The sequence below is a fragment of the Nocardia sp. NPDC060255 genome, assembly GCF_042727395.1.
Taxonomy (GTDB): Bacteria; Actinomycetota; Actinomycetes; order Mycobacteriales; family Mycobacteriaceae; genus Nocardia.
In genome coordinates, this window is the sequence record NZ_JBHXAU010000002.1 from 169,132 (window position 1) to 189,985 (window position 20,854).

Consider the following 20,854-nt stretch of genomic DNA (forward strand, 5'->3'; position numbering starts at 1 on the left):
CTACTCCCGCTCCGTGCGAGGGTGGTGCGCGAAAGCCAGGTGCTTGCCCTCGTATTCGGCGAGCGACAGCAGCGTCTCGGCAATGTGCGCGGTCTGTACGGTGCCGCCCGCGGCGGCCCGCATCCTGGCGTGCATCAGCAGCGGTGGCAGCTTGCGCCACTGCGTCACCGCACGTTCCCAGTGGTCGCGTCCGGCCGCGTCTAGCAGTTCGTCGTCGAGGTCGGACGCCCACAGCAGCAGCTCACGCTGGCGCAACGCCTGCCAGAGATCGTCGAGCTGAGTGAAATCGTCTGGCGTCGAGGCGAACTGGTAGCGGCTGGCCAGCGCGATGAGCGCGTCGGCGCCCACCAGTCGATCCTCGCGCGGCGACAGCGGCGCGACCGGATGGGATTCGAGCCACCGATAGGTCTTGCCGACGTGAATCGCGTCCGAACCGGCCATCGCCCGTTCGCGCAGCAGCGCGACAGTATCGTCCTGGCCGAGCCCGACCGACCATTCGCGCAGTTCGGCCGCCGAGAGCACCGGAATCCGTTGCCCGGTCTGCTTGCCGAGCTCGGTGGTCATCGTCAGCGGATCCTCCACCACCCAGCCGTCGATGGTCTCGACGATGGCCAGCCAGTGCGGGGCGTGCCAGCGCTGGTGCCCGTGCTGCCAGGGGAGGTGGAAGATGTCGGCGAGCAGCACCACCGAACCGTGCTCGGCCACTTGCTCTTCGAGCGCGTGATAGGTGGTGGCCCAGTCGTCGTCGCCGTTCACCCGCAGGCCGAGGGCGGGCAGCGGCGGGGTCGCGTCGTGCTCGAACAGCAGCAGGTCGTCCTCGGCGGGACTGACCGCCAGGGTCGGTCCGCCCGCGAGTAGCGGCCGCCACCATCGGGTTTCGCCGCGAGCCACCAGCGCGCTCGCCAACGCCGCGGTGAAGCAGGTCAGCTTGTCGCCGTGGGTGGCCAGGGCCGTGGTCATTTCGCGCCCCGGAGGGTGCCGTCGAGGTAGGCGGTGCGCGAGGCCGAACGCTGGATCTTGCCGCTGGAGGTACGCGGAATCGCGCCGGGGCCCAGCAGCACCACCTCGTGCACACCGACGTCGTGGATGCTGAAGATGGCCTGGCGCACCGCGTTCCGCAGTTCCTGCGCGGTCGTCTCGTCGTCTGACGGGATCCTGGCCTCGATCAGCACCACGATCTTCTCCTGCACGCCGACCTCGACGGAGAAGGCCGAGCAGCGGCCGGGCAGCACCAGCGAATGCGCCTGCTCGGCGGCGTCCTCGAGGTCCGGCGGATAGTAGTTGCGGCCGTCGATGATGATCAGATCCTTGAGCCGGGTGGTCGGATAGACCTCGCCGTCGTGCAGGAACCCGATGTCGCCGGTGCGCAGGTAGTACTTGCCGTCGCGCGGTGAGAGTTCGCCGCGGAAGGTGTATTCGGTCTCTTCGGGCCGGTTGTAGTAGCCGGTGCAGACGGCCGGGCCGGACACCCAGATCTCGCCGAGCCGGTCCTCGGGCAACGCCAGCTTGGTCTCGGGATCCACGATCTGGATGGTGGTGCCCGGTGCCGCGGCGCCGCCGCTGACGATGTCCGCGCCGTCCTTGGCGACGACCACCTCGCCGGTGGCGAGCGCGTCCCGGTCCACCGTGATGGTCTCGACGCCGGACAGGGTGCGCCAGTTCACCGACACGATCAGCGTCGACTCCGCCAGCCCGTACCCGGCGATCAGCGTCGAGCGAGCCAGGCCGTTGTCGGCGAACTTCGCGTAGAACTTGTCGATAGTGCTCACCCGCACCGGCTCCGCGCCGGAGAGGGCATAGCGCCACCGGCTCAGGTCGATGCCTTCGAGTTCCTTCAGCCCGATCCGCTCGGCACACAGCTCGTAACCGACGTTCGGGGAGGCCGCGAAGACCTGCGCCGGGTTGTCGCTGATCGCCTGCAGCCAGCGTTCCGGCCTGCGCAGGAACGAGGTCGGCGACATCTGCACCACGCCGTGGCCGCTGATGATCGGCATGATGACGCCGACCATCAGGCCCATGTCGTGGAACAGCGGCAGCCAGCTGACGAAACCGACCTCGTCCTCGGCGGAAATGCCGACGTGGTACATCATTTCGTAGACCTGCCTGGCGTTGTCCAGCAGTCCGCGATGCGGCACCATGACGCCGGCGGGCGTGCGGGTGGAGCCGGAGGTGTACTGCAGCAACGCGATCTGCTCGCGGTCCACCAGGACCGGCTCCCAGTCGATCGCGAGCTTCTCGTCGACCTCGCCGGTGGTCACGATGAGCCGGGTGGTGTCGGTCGGCGAATTGTCCAGCCACGCCGTCACATTCGATAGCGCGCCGTCGGTGGTGACGATGCAGGCCGGGTCGGCGTCGACGCAGACCGCGTCGATGCGGCCGTTGGAGTTGTGCGCGCTCGGCGGGTACAGCGGCACCGCGATGATGCCGGCGTAGAGGCAGCCGAAGAACGCCTTCACATACTCCAGGCCCGGCGGCAGGAGCAGCACGGCGCGGTCGCCGGGGTGCGCGACCTGGAGCAGGGTGGCCGCGTATGCCCTTGCCGCACGGTCGATCTCGGCATAGGTCAGCGACTCGGTCTCACCGTGCTTGGAGGTCGAGTCCGGGTAGCTGAGGAAGCTGTACGCGACCTTGTTCGGCCGCTGCGCGGCCTGATTCGTCAGTGCGCGCACCAAAGTGTCGTACTCGAGCGCGCCCCCGGTAAGCAGTGTTGTGGTCATACTCCGACCTCCTGTGGTGACGGCGCGGCGAGGAAGCCGACCTTCCGGAAGTAATCCAGGTAGCGGATGAACAGGTCGCGGGATACCGGCGGGCAGTGCACGCCGGCCCCATCCAGTGCGGTGACGGCCTTGTCGACGTCGAACTGGATCAGCGGGGTGAGCCCGTCGTTGGCGCTCAACAGGCTCAGCACGCTGAAGGACGCCGATCCGGGGCCCGCGCCTGCGGCGTGGGCGGCGATCGCGTCGCGCCACTGGTCGAGGGCGACCAGTCGCACCGGCCAGCCGCTTTCCCGCAGCCAGCCGATGGCGTCGGTGAAGCTGCACGGCTGTGGGTTACGCAGGTGGTAGATGTGGGTGCCCGGCCGCGGGGCGCGGGCCAGTTCGACCATGGCCGAGCCGGTGAAGTCGGCGGGGGCCAGGTCCACCGCGAAGTCGACCTCCGGTGCGAGACCCACTTCCTGGCTGGCCTTGACCAGCAGCCAGAAGAAGTCGCTGGTCTGGCAGGCGCCGGTGCGGCTGTCGCCGCCGATGCGGCCGAGCCGGAACACGCTCACTGGCAGGCCGCGCTCCCCCGCCTCGGTGACCAGTCGCTCGGAAACCCACTTGCTGCGCAGGTATCCGAGGGACAGCTGCGAGGGGTCCTGTGCCGGTAGCGGTTCCGCGACCCGGCCGTCGACCGCGTCGCCGGGGCCGAGGACGTAGAGCGAGGACACGAAATGCAGTGGCGCGCCGCTGGTTCGGGCCAGCGTGATGAGCTCCTGGGTGCCCTGGACGTTGGCCGCCTCCAGCACCCGGTACGGCAATGCGAAGTTCACGTGCGCGCCGTTGTGATAGATCGCGTCGATGGTGTGACCGAGCAGCAGGAACTGCTTCTCGGACAGGCCGAGTCGCGGCTCGGCCAGGTCGCCGAGCACCGGGATCACCCGGTCGAACGCGTCGCGCGGCAGCTCGTAGCTGTCGAAGGTGGCGGCCAAGCGCGCCAGGCCCTCTTCTCGGCTGTCGGCCCGCACCAGGCAATGCACGCGGGAGTCGGTGCGCGCCAGCAGTTCATGGAGCAGGAAGGCGCCGACGAAACCGGTCGCGCCGGTGAGCAGCACCTCGCCGGTGCTGGGCGGGGTGACCGTCCACGGTGCGGCGGGCCACGATTCGATCGCGGCGGCCACCTCGGCTTCGAGGTCGATCACGTCCTCGGCCGCGGTCTCGCCGGCCAGCAGCGCGACCACGCCCGCGACCGTGGGGCGGGCGAACAGCGAGCCGAGCGGAATGTCCTCGCCGAAGGTCTCTTTCAGCCGCAGGATCAGTTGAGCCGCCAGCAGCGAGTGGCCGCCGAGGTCGAAGAAGTTGTCTTCGCGGCCCACCCGCGGGATGCCGAGGACGTGCGCGAAGACGCCGGCGACGCGCTGCTCGAGTGGAGTTCGCGGCGGCTCGTACTCCAAGGTGTTGCGGCGCAGGATCGGGGCGGGCAGTGCGCGCCGATCCAGTTTTCCGTTGGTGGTCAACGGGAATTCGTCGAGCACGAGGACGGCGGCGGGCACCATGTGCTGCGGCAGCCGGCGCGCCAGGTGGGCGCGCACGTCGACGACCAGATCGTCGCGGGCCTTGACCCGCAACGGATCCGAGATGACGAGGTCGTCCGGCCATTCGGTGTCGCGCGCACCGGGGATGGACGGCAATGCCACCTCCCAGCTGGTCACCACGACGTCGTAGCGACCGCCCGGGCGGCGCAGCGCCTCGATCCGGTAGGGAACCCGATCGGCCAGGGCGAGATAGTCTTCCGGGCTGACGCCGCCGGAATCGGCGAGCGCGGCCCGGATCTGGGCGGCACTGGCCCGGCCGCGCTGCAGCTCGGCGACGACGGCCAGCGGACCGGCTACTCGGGCGTCGAGGACGTCGGCGACGAGTACCGCTGCGGGACGATCGCGTTCGAGCAGATCGGCCAGCAGCTGCGGCGTGGTCGTCGCGTCGAGCAGCTTCGGCCGCACGGGCAGGCCGCGCTGGCCCGCGAACAGCACGGCGTCGTAGCGGAAGCGGGACATCTCGTTGAGGTATTCGCCGCGCTTGAGCCGGATCCTGGATCCGGCCAGCGTCGGGTGGGTGGCCACGAAGTCCTCGAAATACCTCGGCGCGATCACCAATTCGGCATCCCGGTCGAGGGCGGCGCGCACGGCGGGCGCGAGCTCGGCGGCACCGGCGGACGGCGCGTTGGTCGCCTCGACAGTGGCGTGGAACGACTCGCTCAGGGTGAGGTCGCGGACGTCGCCGACGAACAGGACGCCTTCGGGAGCGAGCAGGCCGACGACCGAGTCCAGCACGCGGGTCAGGTAGTCGGCGCTCGGGAAGTACTGCACCACCGAGTTGATCAAGATGACGTCGTACGGTCCGGCGACGTCGTAGGGCAGCTCGTCGGCGGCGCACCTGTCGAGCCGGACGTGCTGGAGGTCCGGATTGCCCGCGACGATCTTCGTCCGCACGTTCTCGATGGCCGAGGCGGAAACGTCGGTGGCGTCGTAGACTGCGCACTGCGGTGCGAGCCGGGACAGCAACAGACCGGTGCCACAGCCGATTTCGAGAACGCGCTGCGGTGCCAAGGTGCGCACTGCGGCGACGGTCGCGTCGACCCATTCCCGCATGTGCTCCTCGGGGATGGCGGCGTTGGTGTAGGAGTCGTTCCAGCCGGAGATGTCGAAATCGGCGTCGCCGTCGTGGCCTTGGCGGTAGGTGCTGTTGAACACGATCTGCCAGTTGGCGACCTGGTCCTGTTCGGCTTCGGCCGCGTCGGCGGTGGCGTCGCCCGGCGTGAAATAGGCGACCAGCGAGAGGCTTCCGCCGGTGTCCTTGCGGGCCAGCACCACCGACTGATCGACGCCGGGGTGCGCGGTGATGGCCGCCTCGATCTCGCCGAGCTCGATGCGGAAGCCGCGCACCTTGACCTGCTGATCGATGCGGCCGAGGTATTCGAGATCGCCGTCGGCGCGGCGGCGGGCGAGGTCACCGGTCCGATAGACGCGTCGGCCGAGGACCGGGCTTTCCACGAACCGTTCGGCGGTGAGGTCGTCGCGGTTCAGGTACCCGCGACCGACGCCGGGCCCGGACACCAGCATCTCCCCTGCCACGCCGTCCGGCACCGGACGGCCCGCCGGATCGACGATCAGCACGCCCAGATCGGGCAGCGGGACGCCGATCAGGCTGCCCGCCGCCGACACCACGTCGGCGCGGGTGAGTTCGCGATAGGTGACGTGCACGGTGGTCTCGGTGATGCCGTACATGTTGACCAGCCGCGCGGACTCGCCGAACCGATCGAACCACGGTGTGAGCGTGGACAAATCGAGCGCCTCGCCGCCGAACACGACCCAGCGCACCGCGAGTTCGGTGCCCGGCGTGTTCTCCAGCGCGCGCAGCAGTTGGGTGAACGCGGACGGTGTCTGGTTGAGCACCGTGACCTGTTCGCGCGCAAGCAGTTCCGCGAACTCGGCGGTGGACCGGCTGACCGGGCCGGGCACCACGACGAGCCGTCCGCCGTAGAGCAGCGCGCCCCACATCTCCCAGACGGCGAAGTCGAAGGAGTACGAGTGGAACATCGTCCACACGTCCTGCGGGCCGAAGTCGTACCAGCGGGTGGTGGTCGAGAACAGGCGAACCACGTTGGCGTGCTCGATGACAACGCCCTTCGGGACGCCGGTGGAGCCCGAGGTGTAGATGACGTAGCACGGGTCGTGCGGCTCGGCCTTCTCCAGCGGGAGATCGGGCACGGCCTCGGCGCCTTGCTCGTCGATGAGCAGGAGTTCGGGGCCCGATTCCGCGGTCGAGACCAGCGCGCTGTGGCTGATCACCAGTCGCGCACCCGAGTCGGCGATCATGAATTCGATCCGGTCGGCCGGGTACATCGGATCCAGCGGGACATAGGCGGCACCCGCGCGCAGTACCGCGAGGATGGCGACGACCACGTCGGCGGAACGGTCCAGGTGGATGCCGACGAACGAACCGCGGCCCACACCGCGTCCGCGCAGGCGCTGGGCCAGCTCGTCGGCGGCTGCGGCGAGTTCGCCGTAGCTCAGGGCACTGTCGCCGAAGGTGAGGGCCACCGCGTCGGGCGTTTGGATCGCCTGCGCCGCGAAGAGTTCGTGCAGGGTCAGCGCGGGCTCGGCGGAGGGCTCGGTGGGCAGTGCCGCGGCGATCGCGCGGTCCCGTTCGTCGGCCTCGAGGAAGTCGAGTTCCGGCAGCGCGGTGTCGGGGTCGGCGACCACGGCGGTCAGCAGGGCGACGAAGTGCCGGGCGATGGCGGCGACGGTCGGCTCGTCGTAGAGGTCGACGTCGTACTCGAACGCGCCGAACAACTCCGCGCCGACCTGACGCAGGGTCACCAGCACGTCGAATTTGGTAGTGCCCGAATGGACTTCGATGTACTCGGCGCTGAGTCCGGGGATGGCGAGTTCGGGCAGCGAGGTGTTCTGGAACACGACGGCGGTGCGGAACAGTGGCGAATGGCTCAGTTCCCGATCGGGGCGCACGTGCTCGACGACTAGGTCGAACGGCGCTTCCTGGTGGTCGAACGCGTCGAAGACGACGCGCTGCTCCCTGGCCAGCAGTTCGCGGAAGGTCGGCGCGCCGGACAGATCCGTGCGCAGTGCCAGCGCGTTCACGAAGAACCCGATCAGCGGCTCGATCTCGGGCCGGGTGCGCCCGGCGATCGGCGTACCGACCGTGATGTCCTCCGCGCCGGTGTAATAGCGGAGCAGCGCTTTGAATCCCGCCATCAACCCGATGAACAACGTGGCGGGCCGGTCGTTCACCCTGACCTCGTCGACGAGATGCCGCAGGCCGGACAGCACCGGTGCCGGAATGGTGAACAGCACTCGGGCGCCACGGTTTTCCGGCTCGAGCGCACGCGGCCGGTCGGGATGGAAGGTCACCAGCGGCGGCTCGTCACCGAGCACGCCGCGCCAGTAGTCGAGATCGGCGCCGAACTTGTCCTGCTGCGCGAGATCCTGCAGCCAGGTCGCGTAATCGGGATACTGCAACGGCAATTCGGGGAGTTCGGGCAGGTGCTTGCCCGCCGTGAGATCGGCGTAGGCGGACATCAATTCGGTGGCGAACACGCCGAGCGACCAGCCATCGGAAATGATGTGGTGCATGGCGACGGCGAAGATCGCGTCGTCCTCGCTCAGCCGCACCAGCAGCACCTCGACCAGCTGACCGGACAGGTCGAACACGGTCCGGCTGAACTGCTCGACCTGCGCGGTCGCGTCCGCGAGCGGCCGCTCCGCATCCAGCTGCGACGACGCCACCATGGTCATCGGCAACGGCGCCACCGGTCCGACCACCTGGACCGGAACTCCGTCGCGCACTTCGATGCTGGTGCGCAGCGACTCGTGCCTCGCGACGACCAGCGACAGCGCGCCCTGCAGGGCCGCGATGTCGAGGTGGCCGCGCAGGCGCAGCGCCAGCGGCATCGTATAGGTGGCCCGATCCGGGAACAGCTGCTCCAGGAACCAGATTCGCTGCTGCGCGGCCGAAAGCGGCGCGGCGGCGGTGGGATCGGTGCGGCGCGGGATTCCGGCCCGCGCCGTGCCGCCGGCGGCCCAGCGCCGCAGCAACGCGCGGCGCGATGCGCCCGTATCGACGACTTCAGGCATTGTTGCTCCGTTCTTCGGCCGCCCCCGGCTGGTTGAGCAGCAGCTCGACCTCGCTGTCGGACAGCTCGTCCAACCGCTGCATCAGGTGCGCGGCGATGGCGTCGGCCATCCCCGCGGCTGTCGGGCTGGCGAACAGCTCTCCGAGTGCGAGATCCAACGGGAAGATGGACCGCAGCTGCGTGGCGACGTGCACGGCGAGCAGCGAATCGCCGCCCAGTTCGAAGAAGTTGGCGTCGTTGCCGACCTGTTCGATGCCGAGCGCCGCGCACCACACCGCGACGACCTGGTTGCGCACCGAGACCACGAAGTCGTCCTCGTCGGAGGGCGCGGTGGGCTCGCTGTCGACCGGTGCCGGTGCAGCGGGCCGGATGGGATCGATGCGCCGCGGTTGACTCGTTGTGACCTCGGGCGGGTCTACCCAATAGCGCTTCAGCGCAAAGGGATACGTCGGCAAGCTGACCGAGGCCGGTGTCTCGCCACCGTAGATGGCGTCGAAATCGACTGCTACACCGGACAACCAGAGCCGTCCCGCCGCATCGACGATCGCCGTCTCCGGCGCGCCCGCGCCGAGACCGACGCCGAGGGTGCCGACGGTCGCCGAAGTGCGATCGGCGGTGCGCAGGAACGAGACCAGGGACTTGCCCGGGCCGACCTCCAGCGCGACGGTCCCCTGATTCCGGTCTACCAAGCCGGTCGCGGCCTCCCGGAAACGCACGGTGCTGGTCATCTGCCGGGCCCAGTAGGCCGGGTCCACCGCCTGCTCGGCGGTGATCGGCGCGCCGGTGACGTTGGACCAGAACGGCACCCGCGGTGCCTGACGCGGCACCTTTCGCACGAGTTCGGCGAAGCGGGCCGCGGCCTCGTCCATGAGCGGAGTGTGGAAGGCGTGCCCAACGGGCAGCAGGGAGCTCGGCACGCCCTCCTCGGAGAGTTCACCGGCCAGCCGGAACAGGGCGGCGGGCGACCCCGCGACGACGCAGCGGCTGGCGGAGTTGTCGGCGGCGAGCCAGACGTCGTCCGGCAGGCGCTCCGCGATCACGTCCGCGCCCTTGGAGATCGCGAGCATGCCGCCGGGCGGTGACGCCGCCATGATCCGGCCGCGCTCGACCACCAGTGCCAGCGCGTCGGGCAGCTCGAAGACGCCCGCGATGGTGGCGCAGACGAGCTCGCCGAGGCTGTGCCCCAGCAGTTCCCGGGGTTCGGCGCCGAACTCGCGCCACATTCCGGCCAGCGCGTACTCGACCGCAAACAGGGCGACCTGAGACTGTTCGGTGCCTTCTGCGTGGCGGACGGCGGCGTCCAGGTCGAAACCGGTGCGCTCGCGCAGGATGTCGGCGCAGGCGCGATACCGGTCGCCGAACGAGCGGACCTTGTCGGCGAGTTCGAGGACGGCGGCACCGAGCGCGACGCCCTGGCCGGGGAACAGCCAGGCGAGCGCTGGGGCAGGCAGGGCCTCTCCCGCCGCCGGCTTACGCAGTGCGGCCGCAGCTTCCGCCGTCGTGCTGGCGACCACCATGCGACGATGTGGGAAACGGCGACGGCCGTGCGCCAAAGTCTGTGCGACAGAGGCCAGTTCCGCGTCCGTATGATCCAAGTGCTCGGCAAGCCGAGCCGCGATCCGGTCGGCGTCCTGTGCGGTGCGGCCCGAGATCAGCAGCGCGCGCGGACCAGTCCGAGCCGGGGCGGCCGCCTGCGTCGGCGGCTGTTCGACGATCACGTGGGCATTGGTCCCGCCGATGCCGAAGGCGCTCACCGCCGCGCGCCGCACGTCAGCCGACCAGGTCCGCAGTTCGGTGTTGACGAAGAACGGCGTTGCCGCGAAATCGATTTCGGGGTTCGGCCGGGTGTAGTTGAGGCTGGCCGGGATACGACCCTCGCGCACCGCGAGCACCGCCTTGATGAACCCGGCGACACCGCCCGCGGAGTTGAGGTGGCCGACATTGGATTTCACCGAGCCGAGCGCGCAATACTGTGCGGCCTCGGTGTGCTCGCGGTAGGCCGCGCTCAGCGCGGCCACCTCGATCGGGTCACCCAGTTTCGTGCCGGTGCCGTGCGCTTCGACGTAGCCGATGGTGTCCGCGCCGATTCCGGCCGCCGACAACGCTTCCCGGATGACGGCCCGCTGCCCGGCGATGCCGGGGGCGGTGAAGCCGATCTTGTTGCCGCCGTCGTTGTTCACCGCGGAACCGAGGATCACGGCGTGGATGTGGTCCCGGTCCGCGATGGCATCGGCGAGTCGCTTGAGCACGACAACGCCGACACCCGAACCGAACACGGTGCCGCCGGCGTCGGCGTCGAACGCGCGGCAGTGACCATCCGGCGAGAGGATCGACCCCTCCTCGTAGATGTAGCCCGCCTCCTGCGGCACCTGCACGCTCGCACCGCCGGCCAGCGCCACGTCGCACTGGAAGTCGAGCAGCGCCTGCGCGGCCTGATGCACGGCGACCAGCGAGGTGGAGCACGCCGTCTGCACCGCGACGCTCGGCCCGGTCAGGTTCAGCTTGTAGGAGACCCGGGTCGCCATGTAGTCGGAGGCGTTGCCGTGCAGCGCATGCAGCTGCGAACTGGGTGTCTGGAACAGGCTCGCGTGCGCGACCAGGTTCCGCAGCAGGTAGGTGCTGATGCCCGCGCCCGCGAAAACACCGACCGGGGTGGGGTTTTCGGCCGCGATGTGCCCGGCGTCCTCCAGCGCCTCCCACGCGCACAGCGTGAACAGGCGATGCTGCGGGTCGGTGAGTTGTGCTTCGCGCGGGGGCATGTCGAAGAACTCGGCGTCGAACTTGTCCGCGTCCGCCAGCAGCGCGCCCGCGTGCACGTATCCGGCGGGCGGGTCGGCGGGCATGGACTCCGGGGCGAGCGGGCGCACCGATTCGCGTCCCGCGCACAGGTTGTTCCAGTAGTCGGTGACGGTGTCCGCGTCGGGGAACCGGCAGGCCATGCCGATTACCGCGACCCGGAACTCGTTGTCGTCGTGTGTCATCGCTGGCTCCCAACGCTGTCGGGCAGGGTCTCGGTGGCCTGACGGTGGGCGCGGCGGCGGGCGGCGGCCGCGCGCCGGTCCTGGCCGCGGTCCGCGTCCTCCTGCGGTGCGGTGCGCCCGGCCAGTGACTTGGCCAGCCCGTCGACGGTGGGCGCCGCGAACAGGTCGGTCATCGCCAGGTCCACGCCGAGGCGGCGCTCGAGCAGCCCGCGGACCCGGGCCAGCGCGAGCGAATGACCGCCGAGGTCGAAGAAGTTCTGCCCGAGACCGATCTCGCGGTCGAGCACCTCGGCCCAGACTTCGGCGACGACGCGTTCGAGTTCGGTGCCCGGCGGCGTGTACACCGGTGCCGCGGCCGGGGCGATCTTGGGCAGCTTGGCGCGGTCGAGCTTGCCGGTGAGGCCGCGCGGCAGGCGGTCCAGGACCATGTAGGCGGACGGAATCATGTAGTCCGGCAACCGAGTACGCAGGTAGGCCGACAGCTCGAGATAGTCGGGCTCGAGCGGGCCGTCCTGGGTGAGGTAGGCGACCAGCCTGGGCACATCGGACTCGGCGTCGAGCACCACGGCGGCCTCGGCGACCGTCGGGTGCGAGCGCAGGAATGTCTCGGCCTCACCGGGTTCGACCCGGTGGCCGCGGATCTTGACCTGACGGTCCTTGCGGCCGACGAAGACCAGCCGGCCGTCGGGCAACCGCCGGGCGAGATCGCCGGTCCGGTAGTACGGAACGCCGTTGGGGCCGGTGCCGAATACCTTCTCGGTGAGTTCCGGCCGATGCCAGTAGCCGAGCGCGACGTACGGGCTGCGCAGTGCGATCTCACCGTAAACCTCGGTGGGACGGCCACTTCCGTCGACCAGGTCGACCTCGACGCCCTCGACCGGGTGGCCGATCGGCACCCCGGCGCGGTCGGCGTCCTCGGGAGTGATGATGTGCTGCAACGCGACCGAGCATTCGGACGGGCCGTACAGGCTCACCAGACGGCAGGCCGGGGCGAAGTGCTTGCCGAAGTCGACGACGTCGCCGCGGACCACTTCCTCGCCGCCGAGCGCGACCAGGCGCAGCGCGTCCGGCACCCAGGGGCCGTCGGTGTCGCCGAGCAGGTAGCGGAAAAGCGTTGGGGTGCAGTGCAGCACGGTGACCCCGGCGCGTTCGATCTCCTCGCGCAGGCCCGCGGGGCTGAACAGGTGCGGGTCGATGACGTACAGCTCGGCTCCGGCCACCGCCGCGCCGAAGGAGTTCAGCACACCGGCGTCGAAGGTGTAGCGGGCGGGCGCGGCCACCACGTCGTCGGGTCCGATGCGCAGTCGCCGGGCATAGGTGACCGCGTGGGACAACGCGTTGCCGCGGCTCTGTGCGACACCCTTGGGGCGGCCGGTCGAGCCGGACGTGTGCAGGATGTAGGCGAAATCATCGGCGCTGATATGGGATTTCGCCCAGGTCGACAGGTCGTTGGTGGGCACCGTGCTCAGCGCGGATTCCGGTTGATCGGTGCGCCCGGACACGGTGAACACATGTGCCCCACCGGCGACCGAGCGGGCGAGGTCGGCGAGCGACGGATCGCACAGCAGCGCGGAGACGTCGGCCTCCTCCATGATCTCGATCAGCCTGGCCTGCGGCGCACGCGGGTCGAGCGGGACATACGCGACACCGGCGCGCAGGGCAGCCCAGACCGCGACGAAACTTTCCGGCGTGTGGTCGTAGAGCAGCGCCACACGGCTGCCGTCCAGGCCGGCGCCGATGAGTTCCTTGGCGATGCCCGCGGTGATCATGTCGAGTTCGGCGAAGCTCGTGGTGCGGTCGCCGGCGCGCAGAGCCGGTGCGCCGCCGCGTAGATCGATCACGGCGTCGAGCCGATCGATCAGCCGCTCGTCCGGTTCGGCCTCGGGGACCATCGGGACACCCGGCAGAGTCCAGATCGCCTCGGCCACAGCCTGATCCGCGTTCTCCAGACCGACCTCGCCGACGAGCTGCTCAGGGTTCGAGACAACGCTGGCGAGCGCGGTCGCGTAATGCCGCAGTGCCCGAACCGCGGTCGGCGCGTCGTAGAGGTCGACGCTGTATTCCAAGGTGAGCTTCGTCGGGCCGTCGGTCTCGTCAACGGTGAGGTCGAAGTCCATCTTGGCCGTCGCGCGGGGCGCGTCAACCAGTTCGACGTCGAGGCCTGCCATGTCGAGTGCCGGTGCGGGCGTGTTCAAGTAGTTGAACATGACCTGGGCGAGCGGGGTGCGGCTCATGTCCCTGGTCGGCACCATGGCCTCGATGACCTTCTCGAACGGCAGGTCCTGGTTGGCGTGCGCGGAAAGCACGGTCTTGCCTACGCGCGCCACCAGCGCGGCAAAGGTCTCGTCGGGATCGACCTCGGTGCGCAGCGCCAGGGTGTTCAGGAAGCAGCCGACCAGCGGCTCGACGGCCGAGCGGGTGCGCCCGGCGATCGGCGAGGCGACGATCAGATCCTGTTGGCGGGTATACCGATTCAGCACGGTGTAGAACGCGGCGAGCAGCACCGCGAAGGTGGTGACGCCGCTGCGGGCCGCGAGCGCCCGCACTTCGGCCATCACCTGCGGGTCGACGGCGAGCCGCTCGACCGCGCCGCGAGAGCTGCGGCGCGCGGGACGCGGCCGGTCGCCGGGGATTTCGGTGACCGTCGGGTCGGCCAGCTCGGTGCGCCAGAAGTCCAGCTGCCCGTCGAGTCGGCCGGCGTTGCCGCGCTGCCAGCCCGCGTAGTCCGCGTACTGCACGACCAGCGGCGGCAGCGGCGAGTCGACGCCGGCGACCTGGGCCCGGTAGTGGGCCGAAACCTCTTGGCTCAGTACGGCAACCGACCAGCCGTCACACACGATGTGATGCAGCGCGATGGCCAGCAGGTACTCGTCCGGCCCCGACTTGATGAGGTGGTATCGCCAGACCGGGCCTTCGGCCAGATCGAACGGCGCGCGGTAGACGCTCGCGGCGAGGTCGGCCTCGGCGGTGCCGCGCTGCTCGGGCGCGAGGGTGCTGTAATCCGTGAACTCCAGCGGCCGTGCCGAATACGGGCGGATCACCTGGCGCAGCTGCCCGTCCTCGGTAGTCCGGTAGACGCTGCGCAGCACCTCGTGCCGCTGTTCGACCAGGGCCAGAGCCTTTTCCACCGCGGCGACGTCGAGCTCGCCGCGCAGCCGCAGGCCGCCGGGCATGATGTAGGTCGCGTTGCCGGGATCCAGTGTCTCCAGGAACCAGAGGCGTTCCTGGGCGTAGGACACCGCGAGCAGCTCGCCGTCCGTGCGCGGTGCGGCCTGCAGCGGCGGCAGCGAATCCTGGTCCGCGGACGCCGCTTCGATGAGTCGCGCGGCCGTCACGATGGTCGGGCTCTCGAACAGCTCGCGCAGCGAGACGCTGACGCCGAACTCGTCGAGGATCTGCGAGATCACCCGGGTGGCCGCCAAAGACGTGCCGCCGAGGAGGAAGAAGTCGTCGTGGCGGCCGATTTCGGCACGCTCGAGGGCCTGCGACCAGAGGGCGGCGAGGCGGGTCTCCCGCTCGCCGATCGGGGCCTCGAACGCGGTCTCTTCGACGTCGTCCGAATCCGGTTCGGCCACTTCGTCGTTCACCGCGTACTCGCGCACGGGCAGCGCGGCGAGCAGCTCGTCCACCGGCGTCGTCGGTGCGGCGGCGGCCGCCGCGGCGATCGTCAGGAAGTCCTGTGCCAGGTCCGCGGCGGCAGTCGCGTCGAGCAGCTTCGCGTTGTAGGTCAGGTGACAGACCAGCTCCGAGCCCGTCTCGGCGACGTGCATGACCAGGTCGTAGAGCGTCGCGCCGGTGTCGATGGCGTGCCATTCGACGGTGAGTCCCCACTCGCTCAGATCGGGGCGTTCCAGCACCTGCTGCACGAACAGGGTCTGGAAGACCGGGCTGAAGGCCGGATCCCACGGCCCGCCAATGGCTTCGACGACCTGCTCGAACGGGACGGTCTCGTCGTCATACGCCGCCATCGCGCTGTCGCGGGTGCGGTGCAGCAGATCGAGGAAGGTCTGGCCGTCGGCGAGATCGGCGCGGACCGGGACCGTGTTGACGAAGTGCCCGATGGTTTTCGCGAGCTCGGCGTACGGCCGGGCCGCCATCGGGATGCCGATGGTGAAGTCGCGCTGACCGGTGCGATGCGCCAAAGTCAGTTCGTAGCAGGCCAAAAGGAAGACGAACGGCGGAACCGCGTTGTCCGCCGCGCGGGCGCGGATCGCGTCCGCCACCTCGCGCGGGAACGAATTCTCCACGCGCGCACCGTTGTTGCCCACACGGCGCGGGCGGCGGCCGATGGACAGGTCCAGCGGCGGGGCATCGCGCAGCAGCGCGGCCCGCCGCTCGACCGCCACCGTCTGCGCGGCGGGCGTGCCATGTTCGGCACTCCACACCGCGTAGTCGGCGTATTGCCGCGGCGGCACCACGAGAATGATCTCCGCGCCGCGCCGGACGGCACCGTAGGCCGCCCACAGCTGATCGATGAGCAGCGCGATCGACAGGCCGTCCAGCACCAGGTGATGCGCGACGACCGCGAGGATCCACTCCTGCTCGGCCAGCCGGATCAGCGCCCAGCGCACCGGCGGCCGGGCCGCCAGGTCGAACGGCGCGGACGCGAGCGACTCGAGCAGCCGATCGACCGCGGCCGCCCGTGCCTTCGCGGGCACCAGCCGCAGATCCGGTGACTGCCACTCCGCGCCGGCGACCTCGACGACCTCGGCCCGCAAACCCTCCGGCGATTCCTTGAACACCGTGCGGAAGGCATGCTGCTGCTGGGTCACCGCGTCGGCGGCCGTGCGCAGCGCCGCCACGTCGAGCGGACCGGTGATCCGAATGCCCAGCGGCACATGGTAGATCGCGGCGTGGCCGGCCAGCTGCTCGTGCAGCCAGATGCCCCGCTGCGCCGGTGTCGTCGGGAACGGTCCGGCGCCCTCGCGCAGTGGCACGGTGGTGGTGGAAATGCCTGCGGCACGGCGTTCCCGCAGGCGCGCCAGGGCCAGGCTGCTAGCCGGTGAGTTCATGATCGCTCTCCAAAAGGGCTGCATCGGCTTGCTCGACCATGAGCTCCTCCAGCGCCGCCGCCACCTGAGCCACGGTCGGCTCCTGCAGCATGCGCCGGAGTGCGAACTCGATCTCGAAGAGTTCGCGCAGCCTGCGGACGAACTGGGTGGCGGCCAGCGAGTGCCCGCCGATGCGGAAGAAGTTCTCGAAGACGCCGACCTGCTCCAGCCCGAGCAGCTCGGCCCACATCTCGGCGACGACCTGCTCGTATTCGGTGCGCGGCGCGACATAGTCGGCGTCGGCGGTGAACAGATCGGTGCTCGCGCGCGACACCGGGGCGGCCTGGACGCTCGGCACACCGCCGACGATCCGGTACGACTTGCGGTCGAACGGATACAGCGGCAACCGGGCCTGCGGCCGCGTCGCCGCGTCCACGCCGGACCAGCGCACCTCGTGCCCGCGGACGTGAAGTTCGCCCAGTGCCGCCAGCATCACCGAGAGGTCGTCGAGGTCGCGGACCAGCGACGGCACCGCGACCCCGGCCCGATCATGATGGCGGAGCAGGCTTTTCAGCATGCCGTTGAGCGCGGGATGCGGGCCGATCTCGATGAAGGCGCCGATATTGGCGTCGATCATCGCGCCGACCGCCTCGGCGAACTGCACCGGACGCACCACCTGATCGGTCCAGTAGAGGCCGTTCAGTTGCGCGCCGTCGATCCGGCCGCCGGTGACGGTCGAGAAGAACGGAATGCCGCCCTCGCGGGGCTGGATGCACGGCATGTCGGTCGCGAATTCCGGCAGGCAGTCGCGCATCAGCGGCGAGTGGAAGGCGTAGCGGCCGGGCAGGCGGCGGGTCATGATCTGCTCGCCGTCGAGCCGGTGCAGGAAACCGTCGACCGCGCCCGTGTTGCCCGAGATCAGCGTCCACTGCGGGCCGTTCGTGCCGGCGAGGTAGACCCGCTGTGGCAGTTCGAGTTCCGCGGCGGGCCGGTTGACCACGGCCATGCAGCCGTTGTCGCGCAGGCGCGCAGTGGCTTTGGCCCGTGCGGCGATGATCTGCGCGGCGGTGCGCAGGTCGATCGCGCCGCAGACGTGCGCGGCGGCGACTTCGCCGACGCTGTGGCCCACCACGGCGGACGGGGTGATCCCCCACGACTGCCACAGCGCCGCGAGGGCGACCTGCAGGGCGAACAGCACCGGCTGTGCGGTGGCGGTGTCGGCGAGGGCTTCCTCGTCGCGGCCCCGGTCGAGCACGGCGAAGGTGGACCAGCCGAGCTCGATGCGGAGCTCGCGATCGATCTTGAGCAGAGTGTCCCGGAACACCGGCTGATGACGAATCAGCTTGCGCCCCATGCCGACCCACTGATTGCCCTGCCCGGTGAAGACGAAGCCCACCTTGCCGGGGCCGTTGCGCGGCACTCGACCGGCGGCAGCGCCCAGTGGCAGCGAGCCGCCGGAGATCGAGGTGAGCTGTTCCGCCAGATCCGCATGACCGCGGGCGGTGACCGCCACACGGAACGGATGCTGGGCGCGCCGCGCGGTCGAGGTCTGCGCGAGTTCGGCGATCGGGGCGGCCGAGCCGTCGCGCAGCGCGTCGATCCAGCTGTCGACCAGGTCGAGCGTCGACTGCTCGCTCCGGCCGGAAATGCTGACCAGATACGGCTTTTCGGGCGCGGCAGGGGCCTGGGTGTGCGGCGCCTGCTTGGCTGCGCCGGTCAGCACCGCGTGCGCGTTGGTGCCGCCGAAGCCGAACGAGCTCACGCCCGCCAGCGCGCGGCCACGACGCTGCGGCCAGACCTGGTTCCGCGCAGGCACATCGAACGGCAGCTCGTCGAAAGCGATGTGCTTGCTCGGCGATTCGAAGTTCAGGTTGGCGGGCACCTGCCCGTGATGCAGCGCGAGGGCGGTCTTCACCAGGCCGGTGATGCCCGCGGCGGCCTCGAGATGACCGACCACCGTCTTGGCCGAGCCGACGAGGAACTTCTCGTCGCGGTTCTCGGCGAAAACGGTGCCGAGCGCCCGCGCCTCGATGGCGTCGCCGAGGATGGTGCCCGTGCCGTGCGCCTCGATGTATTGCACGTCGCCCGGGTTCACGCCGGCCCGGCGATAGGCGCGGCGCAGCACGTCGACCTGCGACTGATAGCTCGGCGCGGTCAGCCCGTTGGTACGGCCGTCCTGGTTTATCGCCGAACCGAGCAGCACCGCGTAGACCCGGTCGCCGTCCTGTTCGGCCTGTGCCAGCGGCTTCAGCACGACCGCGGCGCTGCCCTCGCCGCGGACGTACCCGTCGGCACGATCGTCGAACGTCTTGCACCGGCCGTCGGCGGCCATCATGCCCGCGCCCGCCAGCGACTCGGTGACCCGCGGGTCCAGGGTCATGTTGACCCCGCCGACCACGGCGACATCGCAGTCCCCGTCGTGCAGGCTGCGCAGCGCCATGTGCAGCGCGACCAGCGACGACGAGCAGGCGGTGTCCACGCTGACGCTCGGTCCGCGCAGATCGTAGAGATAGGACAACCGGTTCGCGGCGATGCTGCTCGCATTGCCGGTGACGGCCGCGATCGGCATCCCGGACTCGGCCGCATCGCCCATGCCGCGCGCGTAGTCGCCCGCGGTGATGCCGACGAAGGTGCCGGTCGAGGTCCCGGCCAGCCGCTCGATCGGCACGCCCGCGTCCTCGAAGGCGTCCGCGACGGTTTCGGCGAGCAGCCGGTGCTGCGGATCCATGGCCGCGGCCTCGGCGTCACCGATGCCGAAGTAGTTGGCGTCGAAGGCATATGGGTCATCGAGGAACGAACCGAACCACGAGCCGTGCTGTTCGTCGCCGGGCGCGCGGCCCGACGGCGGCCAGTCGTGCCGGGCGGCCGGTGCTTGACCCACCAATTCGCGGCCGTGCCACAGGGTTTCCCACAGCTGCTCGGGTCCGCGCAGTCCCGGGAACGAGCACCCGATGCCGATGATCGCCACCGGTTCCTGCGCGAGGTCGGCGCGTACCGAGCGCCCCCCGACTGCAGGCTCCCGATCCGCGGCATCCTGCGGCATGGGTTCGATGCTGTCCTGTGCCGCGGCCAGCCCCTCGGCCAGTGCGTGCACGGTCGGATACTCCCAGGGGAGATCCGGTGGTAGTGGTTTTCCCATCCAGGTGGAAATCTTGCCGACGAATACCAGGGCCACCGCCGAGGTGAGCCCGAAACTCGAGAACGGCTCACTCAGTGCGACATCATCCGTGGCGATGTCCAGTAGATCTCCGAGCGTTTCGGTGAGGAACAAACTGATCTCGTCGGCCGTCCGACGGGCCATTTCTGCAGACATCTAGCACGATCCCTACTACGTAGAAACAGAAGAACGTGGCTCGACTGAATTTTCAGTATTGTCCGCGACGGCGGGGACATCCTGTTCGGTGAGGGTTTTTCCGGGAATCTCGGACAATCCGCGCTCGGCCAGGTTGCGCCGGGCCTGCGCCAGCGGGAACGCCAGCACGCGCAGATCATGGAACAGCTTGATCGCGATGGTCGGCCAGATCGCACCGGTCAATTTATAGGTGAGCGCGAGCGCGACACCACCGAATATCACCTGGGCGGAGACGGCGGGACGGAAGCCGTGCCGCAGGCCATCGATGACGCCACCGGCAACGATGATCAGGATCCAGAACGGCATGTCCGGCCACAGCAGCGCGACCGCGTAGATGGTGAAGCCGCGGTAGACGACCTCCTCGGCGGGGGTGCTGAACGAGTTGGCCAGCCACCAGAACCGCTCGATCGAGCTCTCCGGCGTGATGAAGACGACGTACTCGATCTTGTGCGCGATCCAGTCCTTGCCGCGCCGACCACCGACCAGCGGAATCAGCACGGGTCCAAGCAGATACGACACATAGACGGCGACGATGGCCAGGCTGATGATCTTCTCCGCGAGGGAGAAACCGCGGAAGATGGCGAAGTCGAAGTGGGTCAGACCCAGCTCGTGCACCGAGGTGCCGCTGACGGCGAAGGCGATGAGGATGACCGCGAGGGTCGCCCAGGTCCGGAAGACGCCACCCTGATACAGGCGGACGCGCGCGTCGGACCGTTCACCGAATTCCTTGGTGAAGACACGCACCGAGAATATCTCGAAGAATGGCTCGGCAAAGACGAGATAGACAAGCAGAATTATGCAGAAGATTTCCATCGGGAGGCCCCGTTCACTATCCGGTCGGGTCGGTCTTTACATTTCATCGGAGTGGGGTCGTCCGTGCCCTCATGCTAGGGACAACTAATTACACGCAGGTTGAGGAAAACATCAGTGATTTTGCCCTACTGCCCGAGCTCTAACATCACCTACCTACGGCGTCGTCCTGAACACATCGGCAGACAGTACAACCGTACTGAGATGACTGTCTACAGCTTCCACCTGGAAGCTCCTGTGAGCTGAGACACCGGTTTTATACGGAGTAAGGGCCTCCGCATGCACCGGGCGCCATACGTCCCATTCGCGCAGTTTTTTCGGCCGATTTCACCTGGTCGGGCAAACGGCGTTAACCATTACCCCCATTTCAT

At 69.3% G+C, this 20,854-nt stretch carries 7 protein-coding genes; all 7 read right to left on the reverse strand.

What is annotated here, in order from left to right; translation table 11 throughout:
• From ACFWF1_RS06655 to ACFWF1_RS06685, 7 genes are read right to left on the reverse strand one after another with little or no spacing between them, the layout of a single operon-like run.
• Positions 1–960 carry a hypothetical protein gene (locus ACFWF1_RS06655; RefSeq protein WP_379286007.1) on the reverse strand — a complete coding sequence of 320 codons (960 nt, stop codon included), beginning with the start codon at positions 958–960 and terminating at the stop codon, positions 1–3.
• A complete protein-coding gene (locus ACFWF1_RS06660; RefSeq protein WP_379286009.1) occupies positions 957–2,717 on the reverse strand; it encodes a fatty acyl-AMP ligase in 1,761 nt (586 codons plus the stop codon). The genes ACFWF1_RS06655 and ACFWF1_RS06660 overlap by 4 nt, the downstream gene beginning before the upstream one ends.
• Positions 2,714–8,350: an amino acid adenylation domain-containing protein gene (locus ACFWF1_RS06665; RefSeq protein ID WP_379286011.1), complete on the reverse strand. Its 5,637-nt coding sequence runs from the start codon at positions 8,348–8,350 to the stop codon at positions 2,714–2,716. The genes ACFWF1_RS06660 and ACFWF1_RS06665 overlap by 4 nt, the downstream gene beginning before the upstream one ends.
• Positions 8,343–11,330, reverse strand: a complete 2,988-nt coding sequence (locus ACFWF1_RS06670) for a type I polyketide synthase (protein WP_379286012.1) — start codon at positions 11,328–11,330, stop codon at positions 8,343–8,345. The genes ACFWF1_RS06665 and ACFWF1_RS06670 overlap by 8 nt, the downstream gene beginning before the upstream one ends.
• Complete coding sequence (locus tag ACFWF1_RS06675; RefSeq protein WP_379286014.1) at positions 11,327–16,342, reverse strand: amino acid adenylation domain-containing protein; 5,016 nt, start codon at positions 16,340–16,342, stop codon at positions 11,327–11,329. The genes ACFWF1_RS06670 and ACFWF1_RS06675 overlap by 4 nt, the downstream gene beginning before the upstream one ends.
• A complete protein-coding gene (locus ACFWF1_RS06680; protein ID WP_379286016.1) occupies positions 16,326–19,634 on the reverse strand; it encodes a beta-ketoacyl synthase N-terminal-like domain-containing protein in 3,309 nt (1,102 codons plus the stop codon). Before ACFWF1_RS06680 ends, ACFWF1_RS06675 begins: the two co-directional genes overlap by 17 nt.
• A 15-nt stretch (positions 19,635–19,649) precedes the next feature.
• Positions 19,650–20,486: a type II CAAX prenyl endopeptidase Rce1 family protein gene (locus ACFWF1_RS06685; RefSeq protein ID WP_379286018.1), complete on the reverse strand. Its 837-nt coding sequence runs from the start codon at positions 20,484–20,486 to the stop codon at positions 19,650–19,652.
• Positions 20,487–20,854 lie beyond the last annotated feature (368 nt).